An 18282-nucleotide genomic window follows, 5' to 3' on the forward strand; every position below is an offset into this window, starting at 1 on the left:
GCGGCACCCGCTCGGCTCGGTGAATCCGGCCCCCGCGCCCGCCCGAGGGCCGACAATATGTGTGGGTCGGCCGTCGTCCGCTCGGGTGTGCCGAGCAGTGGGGCAGTGCAATGGGATTCATCATCGGATTCGCACCGTGGATCGTCTACTGGATCCTGGTGGGCAGCACGGGATTCGTCGCTGCCGTCGCGATCGCGTTCGGTATCGCGGCGATTGGCCAGGTGCTGCAACGGTTACGGGGCCAGCCGTGGCGGACCCTCGAGGTCGGCACCGTCGCCGTTTTCGCGCTGCTGCTGATCGCGGCACTCACCCTGGACGACGCCGCCCTCGAACGCTGGCTTCAGCCGCTCAGCAACTTCGGGTTGTTCGCGATCGCGGCGGTGGGCGTCCTGATCGGGCGGCCCTTCGTGCGCGAGTACGCGACGGCATCCGTGGACGCCCGGACGGCGGCGAGCGGCGGCTTCCGGTACATCACCACGGCCATGACGTGGATGTGGGTGGCCGCGTTCGGACTGATGACCGTGTTCTCGCTGATCCCGCCGATCGTCGACGGCGACGCCACCATGCGCGACGCCGGCGACACCCTGTCCGTCGTCTGCTACTGGGTGCTGCCGTTCACCCTCATGGGCATCGCGGGGCTGGTGTCCGCGGTATTTCCCGGATGGTTCGAGAAGCGGTCGCAGCTGCTGGAGACGCAATCTTCGGCGGAGCCGGCGGTCGCCGAGCAACCCGCGCCGGCCGCGGACGTGTCGGCGGGGTCCCTCGAACTCGACGTTCCGGCGTCGTCGCGTCACGACGAGGCGTTCTCGCTGATCGTCCGCGGCGCCCGGCCCGGATCGTCGGTGACCGTCCGCACCACCGGGACCGACCTGTTCGGTGGGCAATGGCGGTCCGAGGCCACGTTCACCGTCCAGGCCGACGGAATCGTCGACGTCGCCGGACAGGTTCCGGACCACGGTGATTGGGACGTGGCGGACGCCGACGCCCCGCTGTGGGCCATGCGTTTCGTGTCCGAAGACCGGGTACCCGACCTCTTCGTACCGCCGCCCGACGCCTGGCTGGTCACCGTCGAGGCGAGCACTCCGGACGGAACGTCGCGGCGGACGGTGACGCGTCACGTGAGCGCCCCCGGAGTGTCCGTCCGCTCCCTCGAAGTCGGCGGCCGGCCCGCCCTGCTCGCACTGCCCGCCGGCGACGCGCCGAGCGGCGGGTGGCCGGGCGTCGCCTGCTTCGGCGGCTCGGAGGGCGGCGTCGACTCCCAACGTTCCACCATCGGGATGCTCGCCGCCAACGGGTATGCCGCACTGGCCTATTCGTGGGTGGACGAATCGAACACCGACGCGACGCTGGTGAACATACCGCTCGAGCGGTTCGCGTCTGCGGTCGAGGTTCTCGGTGCGCAGCCGTCGGTGGACGCGAACCGGCTGACCGCGATGGCCATTTCGCGCGGCGCGGAGGGTCTGTTGGCCTCCGCCTGCGTCGGCGACCTCCCCGTCGCCGGGCTGATCCTGGTCAGTCCGAGTTCGGTGTCGTGGCAGGCGATCGGCCCCGACGGCGAGATCGCCGCCACCCCGTCGTGGACGTGGAACGGCGGGCTCGTGCCGTGGGCGCCGTTGCCGGGTGGGGCGCTGATGCCGCAGCTGATCCGCAACGCGTGGCGGGCGCACCACGATGTCACCGCGCACCGGCCGAGCCTGCTGCGCCTGGGTGCCGCCTACCGGGCCGGGCTCGCGGCCGCACCGGCCGAGGCGACGCTGCGGGCCGAACAGGCGACCGCGTCGGTGCTGTGTCTGACCGGCGCCGACGACCAGTTGTGGCCGTCGGACGAGATGGCCACGGCACTTCTCGGGCGTCGATCCGACACCCGCGGCGAGCACCGGACGTTCGACGGCGCCGGCCACCTCCTCCGCCTCGGAATGTTCCCCGCCGACGCGCAGTGGACCGGCGGCATCGCGTTCGGGGGCGGGGGCGCAGGTCAGGGCCGGGCGCAGCGCGAAGCGGTGCACAGCGTGCTCGGCTTCCTCGCGCGAACCACCGCGGTGGCGAGGGCCTGATGCGCGGCGCAGAGGGCGGCTTCGGCCACACGGACCGCATCGTCGGCTCGATCGTCGACATGGCCGGGGTGTCCCGGGCGAAAGTATTTCCGATCTCGAGACTGGATTCCTTCGTCGACTCCGGTGCTGGAGCATCGCCGAGCTGGAATGTGTTCTGCGTCGACGACCATCTCGCGTTCACACCGTCCTTCTCCGTCGTGGGCGACCTCCGTCTGCGTATCGACGGCGACGACGTGCGAGATCTGGGCAACGGCACGTATTGGGCGCCGGCGTGCCTGACCGAGCAGGACGGGACGCCGTCGCTCGCCTGCACCCGGGGTGCGCTGCGGCAGGTGTCGACGCGGTTGGCGGAATCCGGACTGACCGCGCGGATCGGTCACGAGATCGAGTTCACCCTCTTCGACGCGGCGACCGCCGAAGAATGGTCCGCCTACGGCCTCAATGCCGTTCTCGCGCAGGATGAATTCTTCGAGCATCTGCTCGCTGCGGCGTCGACGGCCGCGCTACCGATCGAACAGGTCCACGCCGAGGCGGGGCTGAACCAGTTCGAGGTGTCGCTCGCCCCCGCGGATCCTGTCACGGCGGCCGACAACGCGGTGCTTGCCCGCGCTCTGATCGGCCGGGTCGCGCGTGCCCAGGGGCTGCGGGCGTCGTTCTCACCCATGCCCGTCGCGGGAGGGGCGGGAAACGGCGCCCACCAGCACGTGTCGATCGCCGAGGGTGACCTGCCGATCCTGTCGGGAGGCCCGGGCCAGTACGGGCTGACTCCCGCCGGTGGTGCGGCCATCGCCGGGATTCTGCGGGCGCTACCCGAGTTCACGGCCGTTCTCGCCGGGTCGGCACTGTCGCACCTGCGGTTGCGCCCGGGCATGTGGTCGGGGGTGTTCCGCTGCTGGGGCCTGGAAAACCGGGAGGCCGCCGTCCGCCTCTGCGCGGACACCGCCGGGAACCCGCACGGCGCGAACCTCGAGATCAAACCCATCGACCCGTCCGCGAACCCGTATCTGAGCAGCGCCGCCATTCTCGGCGCCGCCCACGACGGCATCGCCACTGGACTTCCCCTCCCGGACGCGGTGTCGGTCGACCCGGCGGAACTGACCGGCGCCCACGCCGTCGATCTCCTCCCGACCCAGCCGTCCGACGTGCTCGGAATGTTCGAGTCGTCGGCGCTCGCGCGGGATCTGTTCGGGCCGCTGATCATGGAGGCGCTCGCGGCGGTCAAGGGGTACGAGCTCGCCGAATACCGGGACAAACCGGTCGACGAGGTCGCACAGCGCTTCCGGTACGCGTGGACGTCGTAGTCAGTTGCGGATCATCGCCAGCGCGGTGCGCAGTCCGCGCCGCTTCCCGGTCGCAGGATCGACCCCGAACACTTCCTTCATCCCACCCCGGATGCGGAATCGGAGTTCCGACGCCGTCTCCGGTGCGTCGTCCGCGGACGCCGACAGGAAGCGGTTGGGCAGGGCGAGCTTGAAGATGGTGCGGAGGGTGAGCCCGTACTGGTGCGGGAGCGAACCCGTCGTGTAGGGGAGGTCGTACTTGTCGCACAGTTCCCGCATCTTCACACCGATCTCGGCATAGCGGTTGCTGGGCAGGTCGGGGAACGCGTGGTGCTCGATCTGGTAGCAGAGGTTGCCGCTCATGAACGCCAGCACCGGGCCGGCGTTGAAGTTGGCGGAGCCCAGCATCTGCCGCAGGTACCACTCGGCCTTGGTCTCCTTCTCGAACTCCTCCTTGGTGAACTTCTCGGCACCGTCCGGGAAGTGACCGCAGAAGATCACGCCGTAGGCCCACAGGTTGCGGATCACGTTGGCGGTGATGTTCGCCGTCAGCGTGCTCTTCCATGCCGGGCCGGTGAGCGCCGGGAACACCACATAGTCCTTGCCTACCTGCCGCGCGATCTTGCGTCCCACCTCCTTCGCGTTGCGGAGGGTTTCGGCGCGGTCGTAGTCGCCGCGACGGATGCTCGCCACGTCCAGGTGGTGCAACGCGACACCCCACTCGAACAGCAACGCCAGCAGGACGTTGTAGAACGGCTGCGCCAGGTACACCGGCGACCACTTCTGGTCCCGGGTCATACGCAGGATCCCGTAACCGACGTCGCTGTCGAGACCCACGATGTTGGTGAACTTGTGATGGACGTAGTTGTGCGAGTGCTTCCACCCCGACGACGGGCACGTGTTGTCCCACTCCCAGTTCGACGAGTGGATCTCGGGATCGTTCATCCAATCCCATTGACCGTGAATGACATTGTGGCCGAGTTCCATGTTCTCGATGATCTTCGCCGCACCCATCAAGGCGGTACCCAGGATCCACGCAGGTCTCTTCCGGCTACCGAACAGGACGACCCTGCCCGCGATCGCCAGCGACCGCTGCAGTTTGATCGTCCGGTCGATGTACCGCGCGTCGCGGGCGCCGCGGGACTCTTCGATGTCTGCTCGGATCGCATCGAGTTCCGCGCCCAGCGCCTCCACATCCGCATCGGTGAGGTGGCTGTACTCCTTGATATCGGTGATGGCCATCTGGTCTCGGTACCCGGTTCACCCGATTCTCAATCAGCGAATCCGCCGAACCGTTGCGCAACCGTGTTGTGGTCACACGTCCGTGTGACGGCGTCCGCTATTGTCTCCACGGTCGCCGAGCGTGTCGGTGACCCGGATCCGGGGGTGGATCTCGATGCGGCTATCAGGGGGAGATGTCGATGTCAGAGGGCGATATGACATGGCCGGAGAGTGTCATTGCGTCGCTGGACGGGACCGGTGCGACGCAGCCTCCGCTGGCCGCCGTCCCCGGGCTGCCGCCGGTGCTCGGTGGACCGGACGTCGCGGTCGTCAAGGTCGATCCCGACACGCTGCGGGCGATGTCCACCGCGCTCGGCGCCATTGCGTGTGAGGTCGAGGCGTTGGGCGGCCGGCGGAGCTTCGAGCACGCGGTCCGGGCCGTCGAGGGGTCCGACACCGCGGCGGCATGCAAGGACGCCGGCGACATCCTCGCGTCCGCGCTCGGAGTCGCGGCCAGTCGCATCGACGAGATGGCGTTCATTGCGGGCGACGGGGCCGAGAACTACGAGGTCGCCGACACCTCGTTCGCGTCGCAGCTGTCGGCGATGGGGGAGCTGTGATTCCTCGTAGGTCGCAACTGCACGTCTGGAACCCGCGGGATCTGACACTGGCGGGCGAGGAGATCGGACGGACCGCCGAGGACACACGGGGCCGGGCGGACGACGTCCAGCGTGCTGTCGCGGATCTGGGCCGACACGACGACTGGCGCGGTCCGGCGCAGGCGGCCGCCGAGCAGAGGGCGAACAGTGAGCGCACGGAAATCCGCCGGCTCGCAGACGATCTGGAGGATCTGTCGAACGCGCTCGTCGGTGGGGCCGATCGCCTCGGCCATGCGCGGGACTACGTCGCCACCGTGATCGACAAGGCGGCAACCGACGGATTCACCGTCTCCGACGACTGGCAGATCGTCAGCCCGCCGACGACGATGAGCGAGGCCGCCGAGCATGCCGAGCTGATGGAGTACTGGCGCAGCCAACTCGGTGGAGCACTGACGGAACTCGACAATGCCGATCGGGACATGGCGACGGCGATCCGGGACGCGCTGCGCGCCGTGGCGGCGAGTGCCCCGGCGTCCGCAGGCCTGTCGGGGCACGAGGGCACCGCGCTGGGTGAGCAGGTCGCGCGGGGCGGTTCCGACATTCCGCAGGACGTCCGTGACCGTGTTGCCCGGGAGATCGCGGCCGCAGGACTTACTCCCGCACAAGTGCAGACGCTGGCCGACGGCGGCAAGGTCACCGATCTGCCACAGGGAACGATCGATTTCCTGCAACAGTTCTATACGGCGGCCGGCAAGGACGGCTTCCTCGTATTGTCCGAGCAGTACAGCGCGAACGGGCGCACCGAGGCCGCGAGCGCGCTGTCCAACGGCCTCGCCGTGGTGTCGAACTACAACGTCGGTAGTGCCAGCGGCGACGTCGGAGGTCAGAGCCACATTCCGGAAAGCCTTCGAGGACTGTTCGAGGGACCGGTGACGGCGGCCGGCAACCTGATGAAGGGCGCGCACGACGCCCCGCAACCGTCGGTGGTCGTCAACAATGGCGACGACCTGGCACGCTTCACCAAAGCCTTCGGTCTGGCGGACCCGGCCGTGCAGCAGGGCAGTGAGCTGAGCGAGAGCCTCCTCTCCCGTGCCGGGGAGATCGCCTCGGCCACCAACGACAAGAGCCTCCTGATCGGGGACTCCTTCGACCACAATGCTCTGGGCCGTGACGGCGTCGACACCCTCCTGCAGGACATGGTCGGCGTCGGTGGCCGCGACCACGTCGCCGTCCACAACATCCTGTCCGGCGACGGCATGCCGGCCGACTACAACCGCGACGACGTCATCATGCCCCTGCTCCAACGCGATTGGGCCGACGGCGGCGAACAGAACGTCGCCGCGATGTTCGACTGGATCGCCGACGACGCCCGGCCCGCCGATCCGTCCGATCCCGGAGAAATATTCCGGTCGCGACAAGCCGGCGAATCGGCATTCGGGCTCGCGCAGATCCTCGCCGCGAAAGACGCCGAGCTACTCGACATCCCGGGGATGAAGGGGCAGGCAATCGGTGAGGTGAACCCCGACATCACGCAGGCGTTGGGCAAGGTAGTTGCTCCCTATGTGGCTGAAATGGTGGGTGCTCCACAGGCCTTCACCGGAAATAATGGGTTCGCAGGGCCGCCCGGCAACGAAGGATTCGGCATCGACAATGCCTCTCGCTTGTTCTCGGTGATCGATTCGAATGCTGATGCCGCGGCGTATCTCAATGCGCAGGCCTTCGGGATGTCCGCTCAACTCGAGCAGGCGTGGGCGGTCGGTGGGCATGATCCGGAGAACTGGGCCCAGGAATACGGCACGTGGGCGGGACGCATTCAGGGGGTCGTCGACAAGGGCCTCGATCTCGAGTTCAACGACAGACTGGGCGATGCCACTTCCGAAAATTCGGCAGGATTCGAGAACAAAGGCGTCGCGTACGACACCATCCGTACTGCGATTGGAAAGGGTGTCGAGTTCATCCCGGGGGCCGGCCCCTTGATCTCCACCGGTATGGATCTGGCCGATCCAACCTTCAAGAGTGCTGTACTGGGCGCGGTCCCCGAAGCTGTTGTGAAGTCAAACGGCGAGGTCACATACGAAACGAGTCTTGCTCAGCACTACTACCAAATCGCACTCGGTCTTCAGCAGCAGAACGGGGGAGTTCTCGATCCGTTCCCGCGACTCGATTCCTTCACTGAAATCCCGGGCGGTCCGCTGAAGAGTTTCGACGAGATCGCGTCGGTTGAGCCGGAACGTTCGCTGCCGGTTCTGCAAGCCGTACTGAACGGATACATAGTGAACGCCGGCTTGGCGGATATCGACTCGTTCACCCTCGCCGTGAATGGCGGACGTGACGAAGTTCTGGCTCCGGAGCCGGGTCGATGAGGGCGCGCCTTGTAGCGATGACGATGGTCGTAATGGCCTTGACTGGCTGCGGGTCCGGGGGAGATACCGATGATCGGCCAGGAGAACCAGCGCTGTCGGCGGGGTACGTGGTGCCGGACAACGTCGGCTTCAATTTTCGATGGACAGCGGAGTCGGGTATCGACCTTTCCAGCCGTGAATCGACGGTCGTGAGGGCATATTTGGAGTCGTACTACATCGCGCTTGGTGCGCACAGTTCGGAGAAGGGCTACCCGGGTTTCACCGATGCGACCGCTATGCAGGTGGGACGCTGGAACTATGGCGGCAGGAGCAACCAGGCTCTCACCCAGTACACAGGTACCCAGTTCGAACACCTCCTGTGGCTGTCCCCAACCCCGAGTGGGTGGTTTGCGACTGTGTGTACTGGTGACTATGCGGTGATGAGACTCGGCGACGACGGCAAGTATTACAACGTCGGATCCACGTCTGTCGGCACCGAGGAGATCGAGATCGTTGCGCCACGCACACCCGTCGTGGAAAGTGGTGCTCCAGATTCGTCCGGACCCGAGCGGGCACCTACGCGGGACATGTTCGCTGGATGGACGATCCGACATCATCAACCTGCGACGGCCAACACCGAAGCTGATCGGCAGTGTGACGCTCGCATGCCTGACGCTCGCGAGGCCCGGCCGCAGCAAGTGAATCAGCCCCACGACGTCCCGTACCCGTCGCTTGCGCCGATTCCTGGCTGGCCAAGGAGCGACCAGGAATGATATCGGCGTCGGTGATGGTGGTTGGCCGCCCGGTATGAAGCTCGAATTGCTTGGGAGAAAAAGGTGTTCGCGTGAATTTTGGGAGGAGTCGGCTTCCGCTCCTAGCTGCCATCGTCTTGACTGTTGCAGGTTGCGGATCACACGGCGATTCTGAGCCGCGCCAGACTGCTCCGAGTGCGGGACGTTGGTATGCCATTCCCGAGAATGTCGACTACAACGTTCGGTGGTCGGCGGAACCAGGTATCGATCTGCTCAGCAGGCCGGCGGTAGCGGTCCGGGCGTATATGGAGTCGTACTACCTCGCGATTCATGGTCACGCGTTGTCGGCGGGCTATCCAGGTTTCGCTGATGCGACGTCACAGCAGCGCGACCGGGTCGACTTCGACCATTCGAACGATCAGGAACTGGAACAACTCGTCGGAACCCAGTTCGAACATCTCCTGGCGATGACGCCGGCAGAGGACGGGTGGGTCGCCACGGTGTGTTCGGGTAACTACACCGTAATGGCGGAGAAGGACGGTCGATACTCCAATCTGACAGGTCCGTCTCCTCAGGCGGAAACGGTAAGAATGGTGGCGCCCGAGCAAGCGCAGTCTGCCGCTTCTGAACGGATTGTTGCGGAGGGTGCGGAGCGTGCGCCATCAGCGGATGTATTCGCTGGATGGACGATCAGTGAGCATGAGCCGGCTGCGCGCGATCAGAACGCTTACGCGGAGTGTGACTCGCGCATGCCCGATGCCAGGGATGTGCGACCGCAGAAGGCGAACCTCCCGCACGACAGCCCCTACCCGACGCTTGCTCCGTATCCGGGCTGGCCGCGTTACGACGAGAACTGACGACCACTTCCCACCGCCGGGGGAAGGGCACTGTCACCGCCGCCGTCGTCCGGTCATATCCTCGACGTCAGCCTCCGTGTTCGGTGGAGGCGTGGGCGAATGATCGGACGGTTGGTAGTGGACAGCAAATGTGACGTCGTGTACGCAGACGACCTCCGGGTGGGCGAGAAGTTCGAGCTGGGCTCGTACACGGTGACGGAGGAAGAACTGGTCGAGTTCGCGGGGCAGTGGGATCCGCAGTCCTTCCACATCGACCGCGAGTCTGCAGATGGCGGCTATTTCGGTGGGCTCATCGCGAGTGGTGTGCATACGATCGCGGTGTGCCAGCGACTGTCTGCGACCACTCTTTATGCAGGCTGGAGCGTTATTGCGGGAGTGCGGATGCGCGACGTCAACTTTCTCCGTCCGGTGAAGCCGGGTGATGTGCTCACCGGAAAGCTGGTCGTGGAGGATGTGGTGCCCGACGATCGCGGACGGGCCTTGGTGACGGTCGCGGCGGAGATTCTCAACGGGTCAGGCAAGCAGGTCTTGACCTCGGTGACCGAGATGTACATGCGCTGCCGACCGGAAACCGACTGATCGCCAAATTTTCTGGACGAAACACTCTCTTCGAGGATTGTTTTTCGCGTTTCTGGGTACCGCCCCGAAAGGCCAGGTAACCAACGGAGGGCAATCATGAGAATGGGCAGGAGAGTGGCCGCGGTGGCGGTATTCGCGGCTTCGATCGGATTGGGAGCATCCGGTGTCGCCTGGGGCGGCAGTCTCGACTCGGCGGTGCCGGTGCGCCGGCCGGATGTCATTCAGCCGATGCCACCCGGATTCCCGCAGAACGGTCCGATCGGATGCGACGACTGGGCGGAACCCTACGAGAACAATGTGCCGCAGTGGGGCACCGATCCGTACAACCAGTTCGACAACTGGTGCGACGGCCCCGAAGACGGCCTTTCCGCGCAGCAGCCGCCGGTCAATGACGAGCAGGGCCGGATCGTCAATCCCTGATTCGACGGTGATTGTTCGCACGACGCACTGGGCCGTCGTGTAGCCCAGTCGTGAACTGAAACCGACCGTCCGTCAAATTTCATTCACGAAATTCGCTCTTCGAGGATTGTTTACGTTGTCTTTGGGTACAGCCCTTAGGCAGCGTTATTCACCTATGGGAGGCAACGATGAAGGTCGGCTCGAGATTGGCTGCGGTCGCCGTGTTCGCGGCCTCGATCGGTTTGGGAACATCCGGTGTCGCCTGGGGTGACGCGCTCGAGTCGGCAGTCGTACCGGTGCGCGCACCGGACACGGTTGCACCACTGCCTCCCGGTGTTCCGCCGACCGGCCCGGCCGGTTGCGACGACTGGGCGGAACCGTACGAGAACAACGTCCCGGCGTGGGGCACCGACCCGTACAACCAGTACGACAACTGGTGCGACGGACCCGAGGACGGTCAGCCGTAACCGGCCACCTACAGCGGTGACGAGGGCGGAGGCGACTCGCCGAACGAGCCGTAAACCGACCGATCCGAATCAGCGCGCCCCGGGAGTCTCCGTTTCGGGGCGCACTGATTCAGTTGCCGGAGGGCGGTTCGTGCAGTCCGAAGGAGGAACCCTGGTCGTCGTGGCACAGCTTGAACCGCCCGAACTTCGCCACCGACTCGGGGTCTTCGCCCAGCTCGACGGCGTCGACGGTGCCGCCCAGCGCCAGTACCTGCTCGACCGCGGCGTCGAGGTCGGGCACCCGGAAGAAGACATACGGGCCGGCGCCCTCGTCGCCCCCGTGGATCCCGCCTGGGACGTTCGGTGTGTTGATGGAGTAGCCCGATCCGCCGGGCCCGGATTCGAATTCCCAGCCGAACAACGCCGAGTAGAACTTTCGGCCCTGCTCGGTGTTGGCCACACCCAATTCGAAGAATGACAGTTCGCCCGACATGAGCACTCCTCCGTCGACAGTGTCCCCGTGACGCTACGCGCCGAGATGCCGTCACGCATAAGGCTCGCGCGTAGACCGACCGCGCCACAGGAGTACTGATCGCCGCTGATGTGGGTGGCGCCCTCGGGTTCGCATACGGCGTCACTGCACGGCCGTCGGTAACGATCCGCTGCCTGCGGCCAAAGTTACGCATGGTGCGCCCGCTGTGATAGATACTGCACCGGTGATGCTGCCCAAACGAACCTGCTTTTCCGTCATATCGATGGTGATGCTCGCTGTCGCAGGCTTGCTGGTCGCCGCCCCGGGGAGCAGCGGCGCCGCACCGCTCGCCTGGCGAACCACGATGGTGGCGTTCAGCAACGTCAGCGACCGCGACCTGGATGTATACGAGTCTGAGGACGGCACGGGGTTCCAACCCCTCCGACTGTCTGCGTATCGGCCTCCGTCAGGGGTGGTGCGTGACCCGAGCATCTTCCGGCACACGGACGGGTTCTACTACCTCACCTACACGACGATCGACGGGGCGAACATCGGCTTCGCACGCAGCAGTGACCGCATGGACTGGAAGTTCCTTGGGGCCTGGCCGGTCCCGTTCTGCTGCGCCTTCCTGCCGGGCACGGGAGATGGAACGGGCTCAGCGAGCCCGCCGGGTTCCTCAGGGTCGGCCGGGTTCAGCGACGGACCGTCGCTGTCGCCGTTCACCACCAAGGCCTGGGCACCCGAATGGTTCGTGGACGGCGACCGGGTCAACGTCATCCTGTCGATGTCGACCGGTGGTGGATTCGTGCCGTATCTGATGACGGCGCTGGAACCATCGCTCAGGTTGTGGAGCCCGCCTGTTCCGCTCGCCGGGATCGGCGCGGACCATATCGACACCACCGTGGTCAAGGTGGGATCGACCTATCATGCGTTTACCAAGAACGAGACGAAGAAGGTCGTCGAGCATGCGGTCGCGTCGTCGGTGACGGGACCCTATTCATTCGTCCCGCCTGGAAATTGGGGCTCACTGGTGGAGGGCCCAGCCCTGGTTCAGTTGCCGAGCGGCGCCTGGCGGATATATCTCGACGCCTATACCGAAGGGAAGTATCTCTATTCCGACAGCACGGATGGGCTGCGCACCTGGTCGCCTGTGCAAGAGCTTCCAGGCCTTTCCGGGACGGTGCGCCACGTCGGCGTGATGAGAGAGCCGGCCTGACGGCGAACTTCCGTGAGGGCGGCAACCGGGAGGGTCAACGACACCGGTAGCCTGCGAAGGGCTGAGCGTGAACGTCATTCGTAGGTGAGTGGCGCAGCGTGCCGGGGTGCACATCGCCACTCGCGTGCGAAGGAGCTAACTCAGGCCGCCAGCTCGTCAGCGACTTCGATGTCGATTTCCTGTTCGGTCATTCCGCCGAAGAGGTGGTTGGTGAACATGTCAGCTCAGTTCTCGTAACGTGTGGTGGATCCCGGCACGGTCGGAGCTTCCTGTCCGACCTACTGGGTGTATCGCCCTCGGCGGCGCTTCTGTTTCAGGTCACCGCAGGTGAGTGGCAAGGTGTGTTCGGGCGCGCATTCCCGCGCACGTAGCGCTTAGGCTCGACTCGACCGTTCGTTCGTGTCCCGGAAACAGGAGATGAGTCGAGATGCCCGCAACCTTCGTTCTGCTGCCCGGCGCCGGCTCGGACTCGTGGTACTGGCACCGCGTCGCACCGATCCTGGAGGCGGGCGGGCACTCGGTGATCGCCGTCGACCTTCCGTACGGCGACGACGACGCGGGCCAGTACGAGTTCGCCGACGTCGTCGTCGATGCGGTCGAGGACGTCGAGGGTTCGATCGTGCTGGTCGCGCAGTCCATGTCCGCGTTCACCGCCGCGATCGTCTGTCAGCGCGGCGAGGTCGACGTCGACCTGCTGGTTCTCCTGGCACCGATGCTGCCCGCGCCGGGGGAGGCACCCGGGCAGTGGTGGGAGACCACCGGTCAGCCGGAGGCGAAACGGGCGTTCGACGTGCTGGAGGGTCGCGACCCGGACGCGCCCGACGACCTGCGGGCACTGTTCTTCCACGACGTGCCCGACGACGTCACCGAGGAGGCATTCAGCCAGGAGGAGCCCGTCATGTCGAACACCCCGTTCGAGACGGTGTGGCAGGCGGACGCGTGGCCGCACGTGAAGACGCGGGTCGTCGCCGGGAGGCGCGATCGGCTCTTCCCGCTCGACTTCATGCAGCGGATCGTCCGGGAGCGACTGGGCATTGCACCGGAGGTCATCGACACCGGCCATCTGGCGGCACTCGCGCGCCCCGGCGAACTTGCTGCCATGCTGGAGCGCTACGCGTCCGAACTGTAGGGCATGTACATCCGACGAGAAGGAGAGCAATCGATGGCGTTGTCGGTATCGGGAGAGTTCGAGATCGAGGCGCCCCAGGAGCAGGTGATGGCTGCGCTGGCGGACGTCGAACGCATCCCCGAGTGGTCGGTGGTGCACAAGAAGGTGGTCGTCGAGTCCCGATTCGACGACGGACGCCCCCGCACCGTGCGGATGACGCTCGCCGTCCTCGGGGTCGCGGACACGCAGCTGGCCGAGCACAAGTGGCTCGGGGACGAGCAGATGTCGTGGACGCTCCTCGAGAGCGAGAAGCAGAAGTGCCAGGAGGGGGAGTATCGGCTGACCCCGACCGCGCGCGGGACGTCGGTTCACCTCACGATGTCGGTCGAGCCGAAGGTGTGGGTGCCGAAGTCCGTGCTGCGTCAGGGGCAGAAGCAGGCCGTGCGACTGATCCGCAAGGGATTCACCAAGTTCGTTCTCGAGAACTACGTCTGACGAGGACCAGATGACGGTCGAGCAGAGCAGCCCCACCACACTTCGGCGACTGTCGGCGCGGTTGGCCCTGATCCGCGACGACACCGACGACGACAAGCTGTCGGCCGGATTTCTGCTCGTCGCCACGATCCTGGCGTTGGTGTGGGCCAACATCGGTGATTCGTACGAGTCGTTCTGGCACACCCGGGTGACCATCCAGATCAGCGACTACGGCATCAGCCTCGACCTGAAGCACTGGGTCAACGACGGGTTGATGACGCTGTTCTTCTTCGTCGTGGGGCTCGAGGTGAAACGTGAGCTGACGATCGGCGAACTCACCGATCGCGCCCGTGCCGCCGTCCCACTTCTCGCCGCGATCGCGGGTCTGGCGCTGCCCGCCGTCCTGTTCCTGATCCTCAACCCCAGCGGCGCCGAGGCCAGTGCGTGGGGCGTCGTCGTCTCCACCGACACGGCGTTCGTGCTGGGCGCACTGGCACTCGTCGGACCCCGATGCCCCGCCCGGCTGCGGGTGTTCCTCCTGACCCTGGCCGTCGCCGACGACATCGGTGCCCTGGCCATCATCGCCTTCTTCTACACCGACAACCTCCGGCTCGGACCGCTGCTCCTCGGGTGCGTCGGACTGCTGCTGATCATCCAGTTGCGCAAGCTCGAGGTGTGGCGTGGTGTCGCCTACTTCATCGTCGCGGCGGGCACGTGGGTCGCGTTCTACGAGTCCGGCGTCCACCCCACCCTCGTCGGTGTGCTGATCGCGCTGATCCTGCCCGTGTATCCGCCGCGGCGCAGCGAGGTGGAGCGGGCGGGTGAACTCACGCGCGCGTTCCGGCAGTCACCCAACTCCGACTACGCCCGCGCCGCCCAGCTCGGTGTGCTGCGCGCGGTGTCCGTCAACGAGCGGTTGCTGCGCTTCTACCAGCCCTACACGGCGTTCCTCGTCGTCCCGATCTTCGCGCTCGCCAATGCCGGTGTGGTCATCACCGGGCAGACACTCGCGGACGCGGCCCGGTCTCCGCTGGCGTGGGGCATCGTGCTCGGCCTGGTGGTCGGCAAGCTCGTCGGCATCACCGCGGCCACGGCCCTGTTCTCGAAGCTGCGGCCCGGCAGCCTGCCGCGCGGGCTGACGCTGTCACAGATCGCCGGTGGCAGCGCGCTGGCCGGCATCGGCTTCACGATCTCGCTGTTCATCGTCGACCTGGCCATCGACTCACCCGAGCTCGCCAACGACGCTCGGGTGGGTGTCCTGACGGCGGCCGTCATCGCCACCGTCCTCGGTTGGGCACTGTTCCGGCTGTCGGACTGGGTGCACCCGCCGACGGAGGCCGTCGGGCGCACCCTGCTCCGGCCCGTCGACACCGGCCGCGATCATCTGCGCGGGCCGGTGGATGCGCCGCTCACCCTCGTCGAGTACGGCGACTTCGAGTGCCCGTTCTGCAGCAAGGCCACCGGCAGCATCCGGGACGTGCGGGCGCATTTCGGGGACGAGCTCCGCTACGTCTTCCGGCATCTCCCCCTCGACGCCGTGCATCCGCACGCGCGTTTCGCCGCCCAGGCGAGCGAAGCGGCGGCCGCGCAGGGACGGTTCTGGGAGATGCACGACCACCTGTTCGCCAACAGCGACGCCCTCGCCGAGGACGAGATCTTCGGTTACGCCGCCGAGTTGGGGCTCGACATGGACCGGTTCGAGGAAGACATCCGCAGGGGCACCTACGTTCACCGCATCGACGACGACGAACTCGACGCCGAGTCGAGCGATTTCCGGGGGACCCCCACGTTCTACCTCGGCGCGACGGGCACCGACCTCGCCCGGCACAGCGGCCCCTACGACGCCGCCACCCTCATCCGGCAGCTCGAAGAGGCGCGCGGCGCCGACGGCGCACCCTGATCAGCCGCGCGAATCCTTCACAGCCTGGATCGCGGCCGGGGTGACCGGGTCGACGTCGTCGGCGAAGTCGTCGTGCTTCTTCAGGTAGCCGGCGACGAACGGGCAGATCGGCACGATCCGTTTGCCGTCCCCGACGGTCTCGGTGAGCGCGCTGCGGATCAGGGTGCTGGCGAGGCCGCGCCCCGCGAACTGGTCACCGATCTCGGTGTGGAAGAAGATCCGTTGGTTCTCGTCGTCGAGGTACTCCGTGAACCCGGCGAGTTCACCATCGACGCGGACCTCGAATCGGTGTAGTTCGGGGGCGTTCCGGACGTCGGGTGCGGGGCCGTCTTTCGTGTCGTCTGTCATGAACCCACTATGCCGCCCGGCGGGGTTCCGACTGCGCGGCGGGTGTTCCCGGACGTCGCGGAGGTGGATGATCGAAGGAGTTCAGCGATCCGAGAGGGGACGCGACCGCCATGACCGATTACGGCAGGGCCGTGCAGTTCGGGGCGTTCGTGACCCCGTCGGTGGAGTTGCTGGCCAACACGTTCGAACTCGCCGCCCTCGCCGACGAGACCGGACTCGACCTGATCGGCGTGCAAGATCACCCGTACCAGGCGAAGTTCCTCGACTGCTGGTCGCTGATGGGCACGCTGCTGGCCCGGACCGAGCGGGTGCGCGTGTTTCCCGACGTCGCGTGCCTGCCGCTTCGCCCGCCGGCGACGATGGCGAAAGCCGCGGCCAGCCTCGACGTGATGTCGGGAGGCCGATTCGAACTGGCGTTGGGTGCGGGCGCGTTCTGGGAGGCGATCGGGGCGATGGGCGGTGACGTGCGCACGCCCGGGCAGGCCGCGACGGCGTTGGAGGAAGCGGTCGAGGTGATCCGCCTGATGTGGTCCGGTGAGCGTGCCGTGTATTCCTCGGGTGAGCACTATCGCCTCGCGGGCGTGCATCCCGGACCGGTCCCGGCGCACAGGATCGGGATCTGGCTGGGCGTCGGCGGCCCCCGGCTGCTGCGGGCGCTGGGACGCTCGGCGGACGGGTGGGTCCCGTCGAGTTCGTACTTTCCGCCCGAGGTCCTGCCCGGCATGCACGCGCGGATCGACGCGGGCGCGGCGGATGCGGGCCGGGACCCGAGTTCGATCGTCCGCGCCTACAACGTGTTCGGCCGGGTGAGCGATACACCGTCGGACACGTTGTTCCACGGAACCGCCGAGCAGTGGGTGAGCCAACTGACGGAACTCGCGGTGGAGGCGGGCATGGACACGTTCGTCTTCGGCACCGACGGCGACGACCTCGCCCAGGTCCGCACGTTCGCGACCGACGTCGCGCCCGCCGTTCGGGCCGCCGTGGATGAGCGCCGTGGAACGGGTGCCCGCGCTTGACCCGACCGCGACTCGCTCAGTTGCCGTCCTTCTCCTTGTCCTTGTCCTTGTCCTTGGGCTTGTTGTTCCCGTTGCCGTTGTTATTTCCCGGGCCGGTCTTCGGTGCCGGAGCGCCGGTCGGTGGGGGAGGCGCAACCGGGTTGACCTCGACCGCACTGCTCGGGACGGAGACGGGCGCCGGACCGGGGACGACGGCGGTGGTGCTCGGCCCGGGACCGACCGTGCCGTCCCGATTCTGAGACGCGATGGCCAGCGCCGCCACGACCACGGCCACCAGCACTGCGGCGATGGCGGCGACGATCAGGCCGGTCCGCCGTGGTCGCCGGGGCTCGGGCGGCAGCTGAGGGACGGAGGTGGTGGGTGTGAATGCTCTCGTCGGCGGCGGATGCGGGCCGGACGCTCCGAGGACGGCTTCCCGCATGGTCTGGGCGTCGGCGTACCGCTGCTGAGGGTCGCGGGCCATCGCCCGCTCGATCGTGTCGGCGAGGTTCGGATCGGCGTCCGGACGGGCTTCGCGCAGCGGTCGGGTCGCGCCGTCGATGATCGCCCGGGCGAGGGACAGGATGTTGTCGCCGGCGAACGGCCGGTGCCCGGCGAGGGCTTCGTAGCCGACGACGCCGACGGCATAGAGGTCGTCGGAGGTCGTGGCGGGTGTGCCCATGATGCGGTCCGGGCTGAGGTAGGCCACGGTGCCCAGCACCTGTCCCGTCGCGGTGTGGTCGGACGCGGCGCTCTTCGCGATGCCGAAGTCGGCGACCTTCACCGTGCCCGCGGCGGTGAACAGCACGTTTCCCGGTTTGATGTCGCGGTGCAGGATTCCCGCTCCGTGGGCGGCGCCGAGGGCGGCGAGCACGTCGGCGAGGATCGACCGCACCCGCGCGTCCGGGACGGGACCGGCGGCGATCTCGTCGGCGAGGGTCCGCCCGGGCAGGCGCTCCATCACGATGTACGCCATTCCGGCGTCCTCGCCGCAGTCGTGCACCGCGACGACGTTGGGGTGATTCAAGGTGGCGGCGAGCCGGGCCTCGGCCTCGAACCGCCGACGCGTGTCGGGGACGGAGGCGAGCTCCGGGCGCAGCACTTTGATCGCCACGGGTCGCTGCAGGCGCAGGTCCCATCCGTCGTGGACATCGGCCATTCCGCCGCGCCCCAGCACTCCCCGCAACTCGTACCGACCTGCGAGAACTGCGGACACCGACATGTGCTCACGCTATCG

The 18282-nt window shown here is 66.9% G+C and carries 18 protein-coding genes; 14 read left to right on the forward strand and 4 right to left on the reverse strand.

The features are described from left to right. Positions 1-110: 110 nt before the first annotated feature. Positions 111-2054 carry an acyl-CoA thioesterase/bile acid-CoA:amino acid N-acyltransferase family protein gene (locus GO592_RS05750; RefSeq protein ID WP_007300452.1) on the forward strand — a complete coding sequence of 648 codons (1944 nt, stop codon included), beginning with the start codon at positions 111-113 and terminating at the stop codon, positions 2052-2054. Further along, complete coding sequence (locus GO592_RS05755) at positions 2054-3355, forward strand: glutamine synthetase family protein (protein WP_007300453.1); 1302 nt, start codon at positions 2054-2056, stop codon at positions 3353-3355. Before GO592_RS05750 ends, GO592_RS05755 begins: the two co-directional genes overlap by 1 nt. Here the strand turns inward: GO592_RS05755 and GO592_RS05760 are convergent, their stop codons facing one another. Further along, positions 3356-4576: a fatty acid desaturase family protein gene (locus tag GO592_RS05760; protein WP_007300454.1), complete on the reverse strand. Its 1221-nt coding sequence runs from the start codon at positions 4574-4576 to the stop codon at positions 3356-3358. 173 nt (positions 4577-4749) lie between these two features. Between GO592_RS05760 and GO592_RS05765 the strand changes: the two genes are divergently transcribed. The 7 genes from GO592_RS05765 (at position 4750) to GO592_RS05795 (ending at position 10550) form a co-directional block, all read left to right on the forward strand. Next, a complete protein-coding gene (locus GO592_RS05765; RefSeq protein WP_306670126.1) occupies positions 4750-5175 on the forward strand; it encodes a hypothetical protein in 426 nt (141 codons plus the stop codon). After that, positions 5172-7517, forward strand: a complete 2346-nt coding sequence (locus GO592_RS05770) for a WXG100 family type VII secretion target (RefSeq protein ID WP_007300456.1) — start codon at positions 5172-5174, stop codon at positions 7515-7517. Before GO592_RS05765 ends, GO592_RS05770 begins: the two co-directional genes overlap by 4 nt. Before the next feature lie 17 nt (positions 7518-7534). Then, entirely contained in the window at positions 7535-8269 is a 735-nt protein-coding gene (locus tag GO592_RS05775) for a hypothetical protein (RefSeq protein WP_007300457.1), read from the forward strand. 284 nt (positions 8270-8553) lie between these two features. Next, entirely contained in the window at positions 8554-9105 is a 552-nt protein-coding gene (locus GO592_RS05780) for a hypothetical protein (protein ID WP_237720605.1), read from the forward strand. A 99-nt stretch (positions 9106-9204) separates the two neighbouring features. Beyond that, entirely contained in the window at positions 9205-9684 is a 480-nt protein-coding gene (locus GO592_RS05785) for a MaoC/PaaZ C-terminal domain-containing protein (RefSeq protein ID WP_007300458.1), read from the forward strand. 96 nt (positions 9685-9780) lie between these two features. Next, complete coding sequence (locus GO592_RS05790; RefSeq protein ID WP_037203105.1) at positions 9781-10104, forward strand: hypothetical protein; 324 nt, start codon at positions 9781-9783, stop codon at positions 10102-10104. Positions 10105-10271: 167 nt separating this feature from the next. Next, positions 10272-10550: a hypothetical protein gene (locus GO592_RS05795; protein ID WP_007300459.1), complete on the forward strand. Its 279-nt coding sequence runs from the start codon at positions 10272-10274 to the stop codon at positions 10548-10550. Positions 10551-10659: 109 nt separating this feature from the next. On the opposite strand, the gene GO592_RS05800 is transcribed toward GO592_RS05795, so the two are convergent. Further along, positions 10660-11022, reverse strand: coding sequence for a VOC family protein (locus tag GO592_RS05800; protein WP_007300460.1), 363 nt, complete (start codon positions 11020-11022; stop codon positions 10660-10662). Between the two features lie 226 nt (positions 11023-11248). Here GO592_RS05800 and GO592_RS05805 point away from each other — a divergent pair, with 226 nt between their 5' ends. The 4 genes from GO592_RS05805 (at position 11249) to nhaA (ending at position 15699) form a co-directional block, all read left to right on the forward strand. Beyond that, entirely contained in the window at positions 11249-12217 is a 969-nt protein-coding gene (locus tag GO592_RS05805; RefSeq protein ID WP_237720613.1) for an arabinofuranosidase, read from the forward strand. Between the two features lie 427 nt (positions 12218-12644). Further along, complete coding sequence (locus GO592_RS05810) at positions 12645-13346, forward strand: alpha/beta fold hydrolase (protein ID WP_007300462.1); 702 nt, start codon at positions 12645-12647, stop codon at positions 13344-13346. A gap of 33 nt (positions 13347-13379) precedes the next feature. Continuing rightward, complete coding sequence (locus GO592_RS05815) at positions 13380-13820, forward strand: SRPBCC family protein (protein ID WP_005254055.1); 441 nt, start codon at positions 13380-13382, stop codon at positions 13818-13820. A gap of 10 nt (positions 13821-13830) precedes the next feature. Beyond that, positions 13831-15699 carry a Na+/H+ antiporter NhaA gene (gene nhaA, locus GO592_RS05820; RefSeq protein WP_007300463.1) on the forward strand — a complete coding sequence of 623 codons (1869 nt, stop codon included), beginning with the start codon at positions 13831-13833 and terminating at the stop codon, positions 15697-15699. Here the strand turns inward: nhaA and GO592_RS05825 are convergent, their stop codons facing one another. Next, positions 15700-16047 carry a GNAT family N-acetyltransferase gene (locus tag GO592_RS05825; protein WP_007300464.1) on the reverse strand — a complete coding sequence of 116 codons (348 nt, stop codon included), beginning with the start codon at positions 16045-16047 and terminating at the stop codon, positions 15700-15702. 110 nt (positions 16048-16157) lie between these two features. Here GO592_RS05825 and GO592_RS05830 point away from each other — a divergent pair, with 110 nt between their 5' ends. Beyond that, positions 16158-17066, forward strand: coding sequence for an LLM class flavin-dependent oxidoreductase (locus tag GO592_RS05830; RefSeq protein ID WP_007300465.1), 909 nt, complete (start codon positions 16158-16160; stop codon positions 17064-17066). Positions 17067-17082: 16 nt separating this feature from the next. On the opposite strand, the gene GO592_RS05835 is transcribed toward GO592_RS05830, so the two are convergent. Further along, the gene (locus tag GO592_RS05835) at positions 17083-18267 is read right to left on the reverse strand and encodes a serine/threonine-protein kinase (RefSeq protein WP_007300466.1); all 1185 of its coding nucleotides are present in this window, start codon (positions 18265-18267) and stop codon (positions 17083-17085) included. Between the last annotated feature and the right edge of the window lie 15 nt (positions 18268-18282).

It is taken from the genome of Rhodococcus sp. 21391, assembly GCF_016772255.1.
Taxonomy (GTDB): domain Bacteria; phylum Actinomycetota; class Actinomycetes; order Mycobacteriales; family Mycobacteriaceae; genus Rhodococcus_F; species Rhodococcus_F opacus.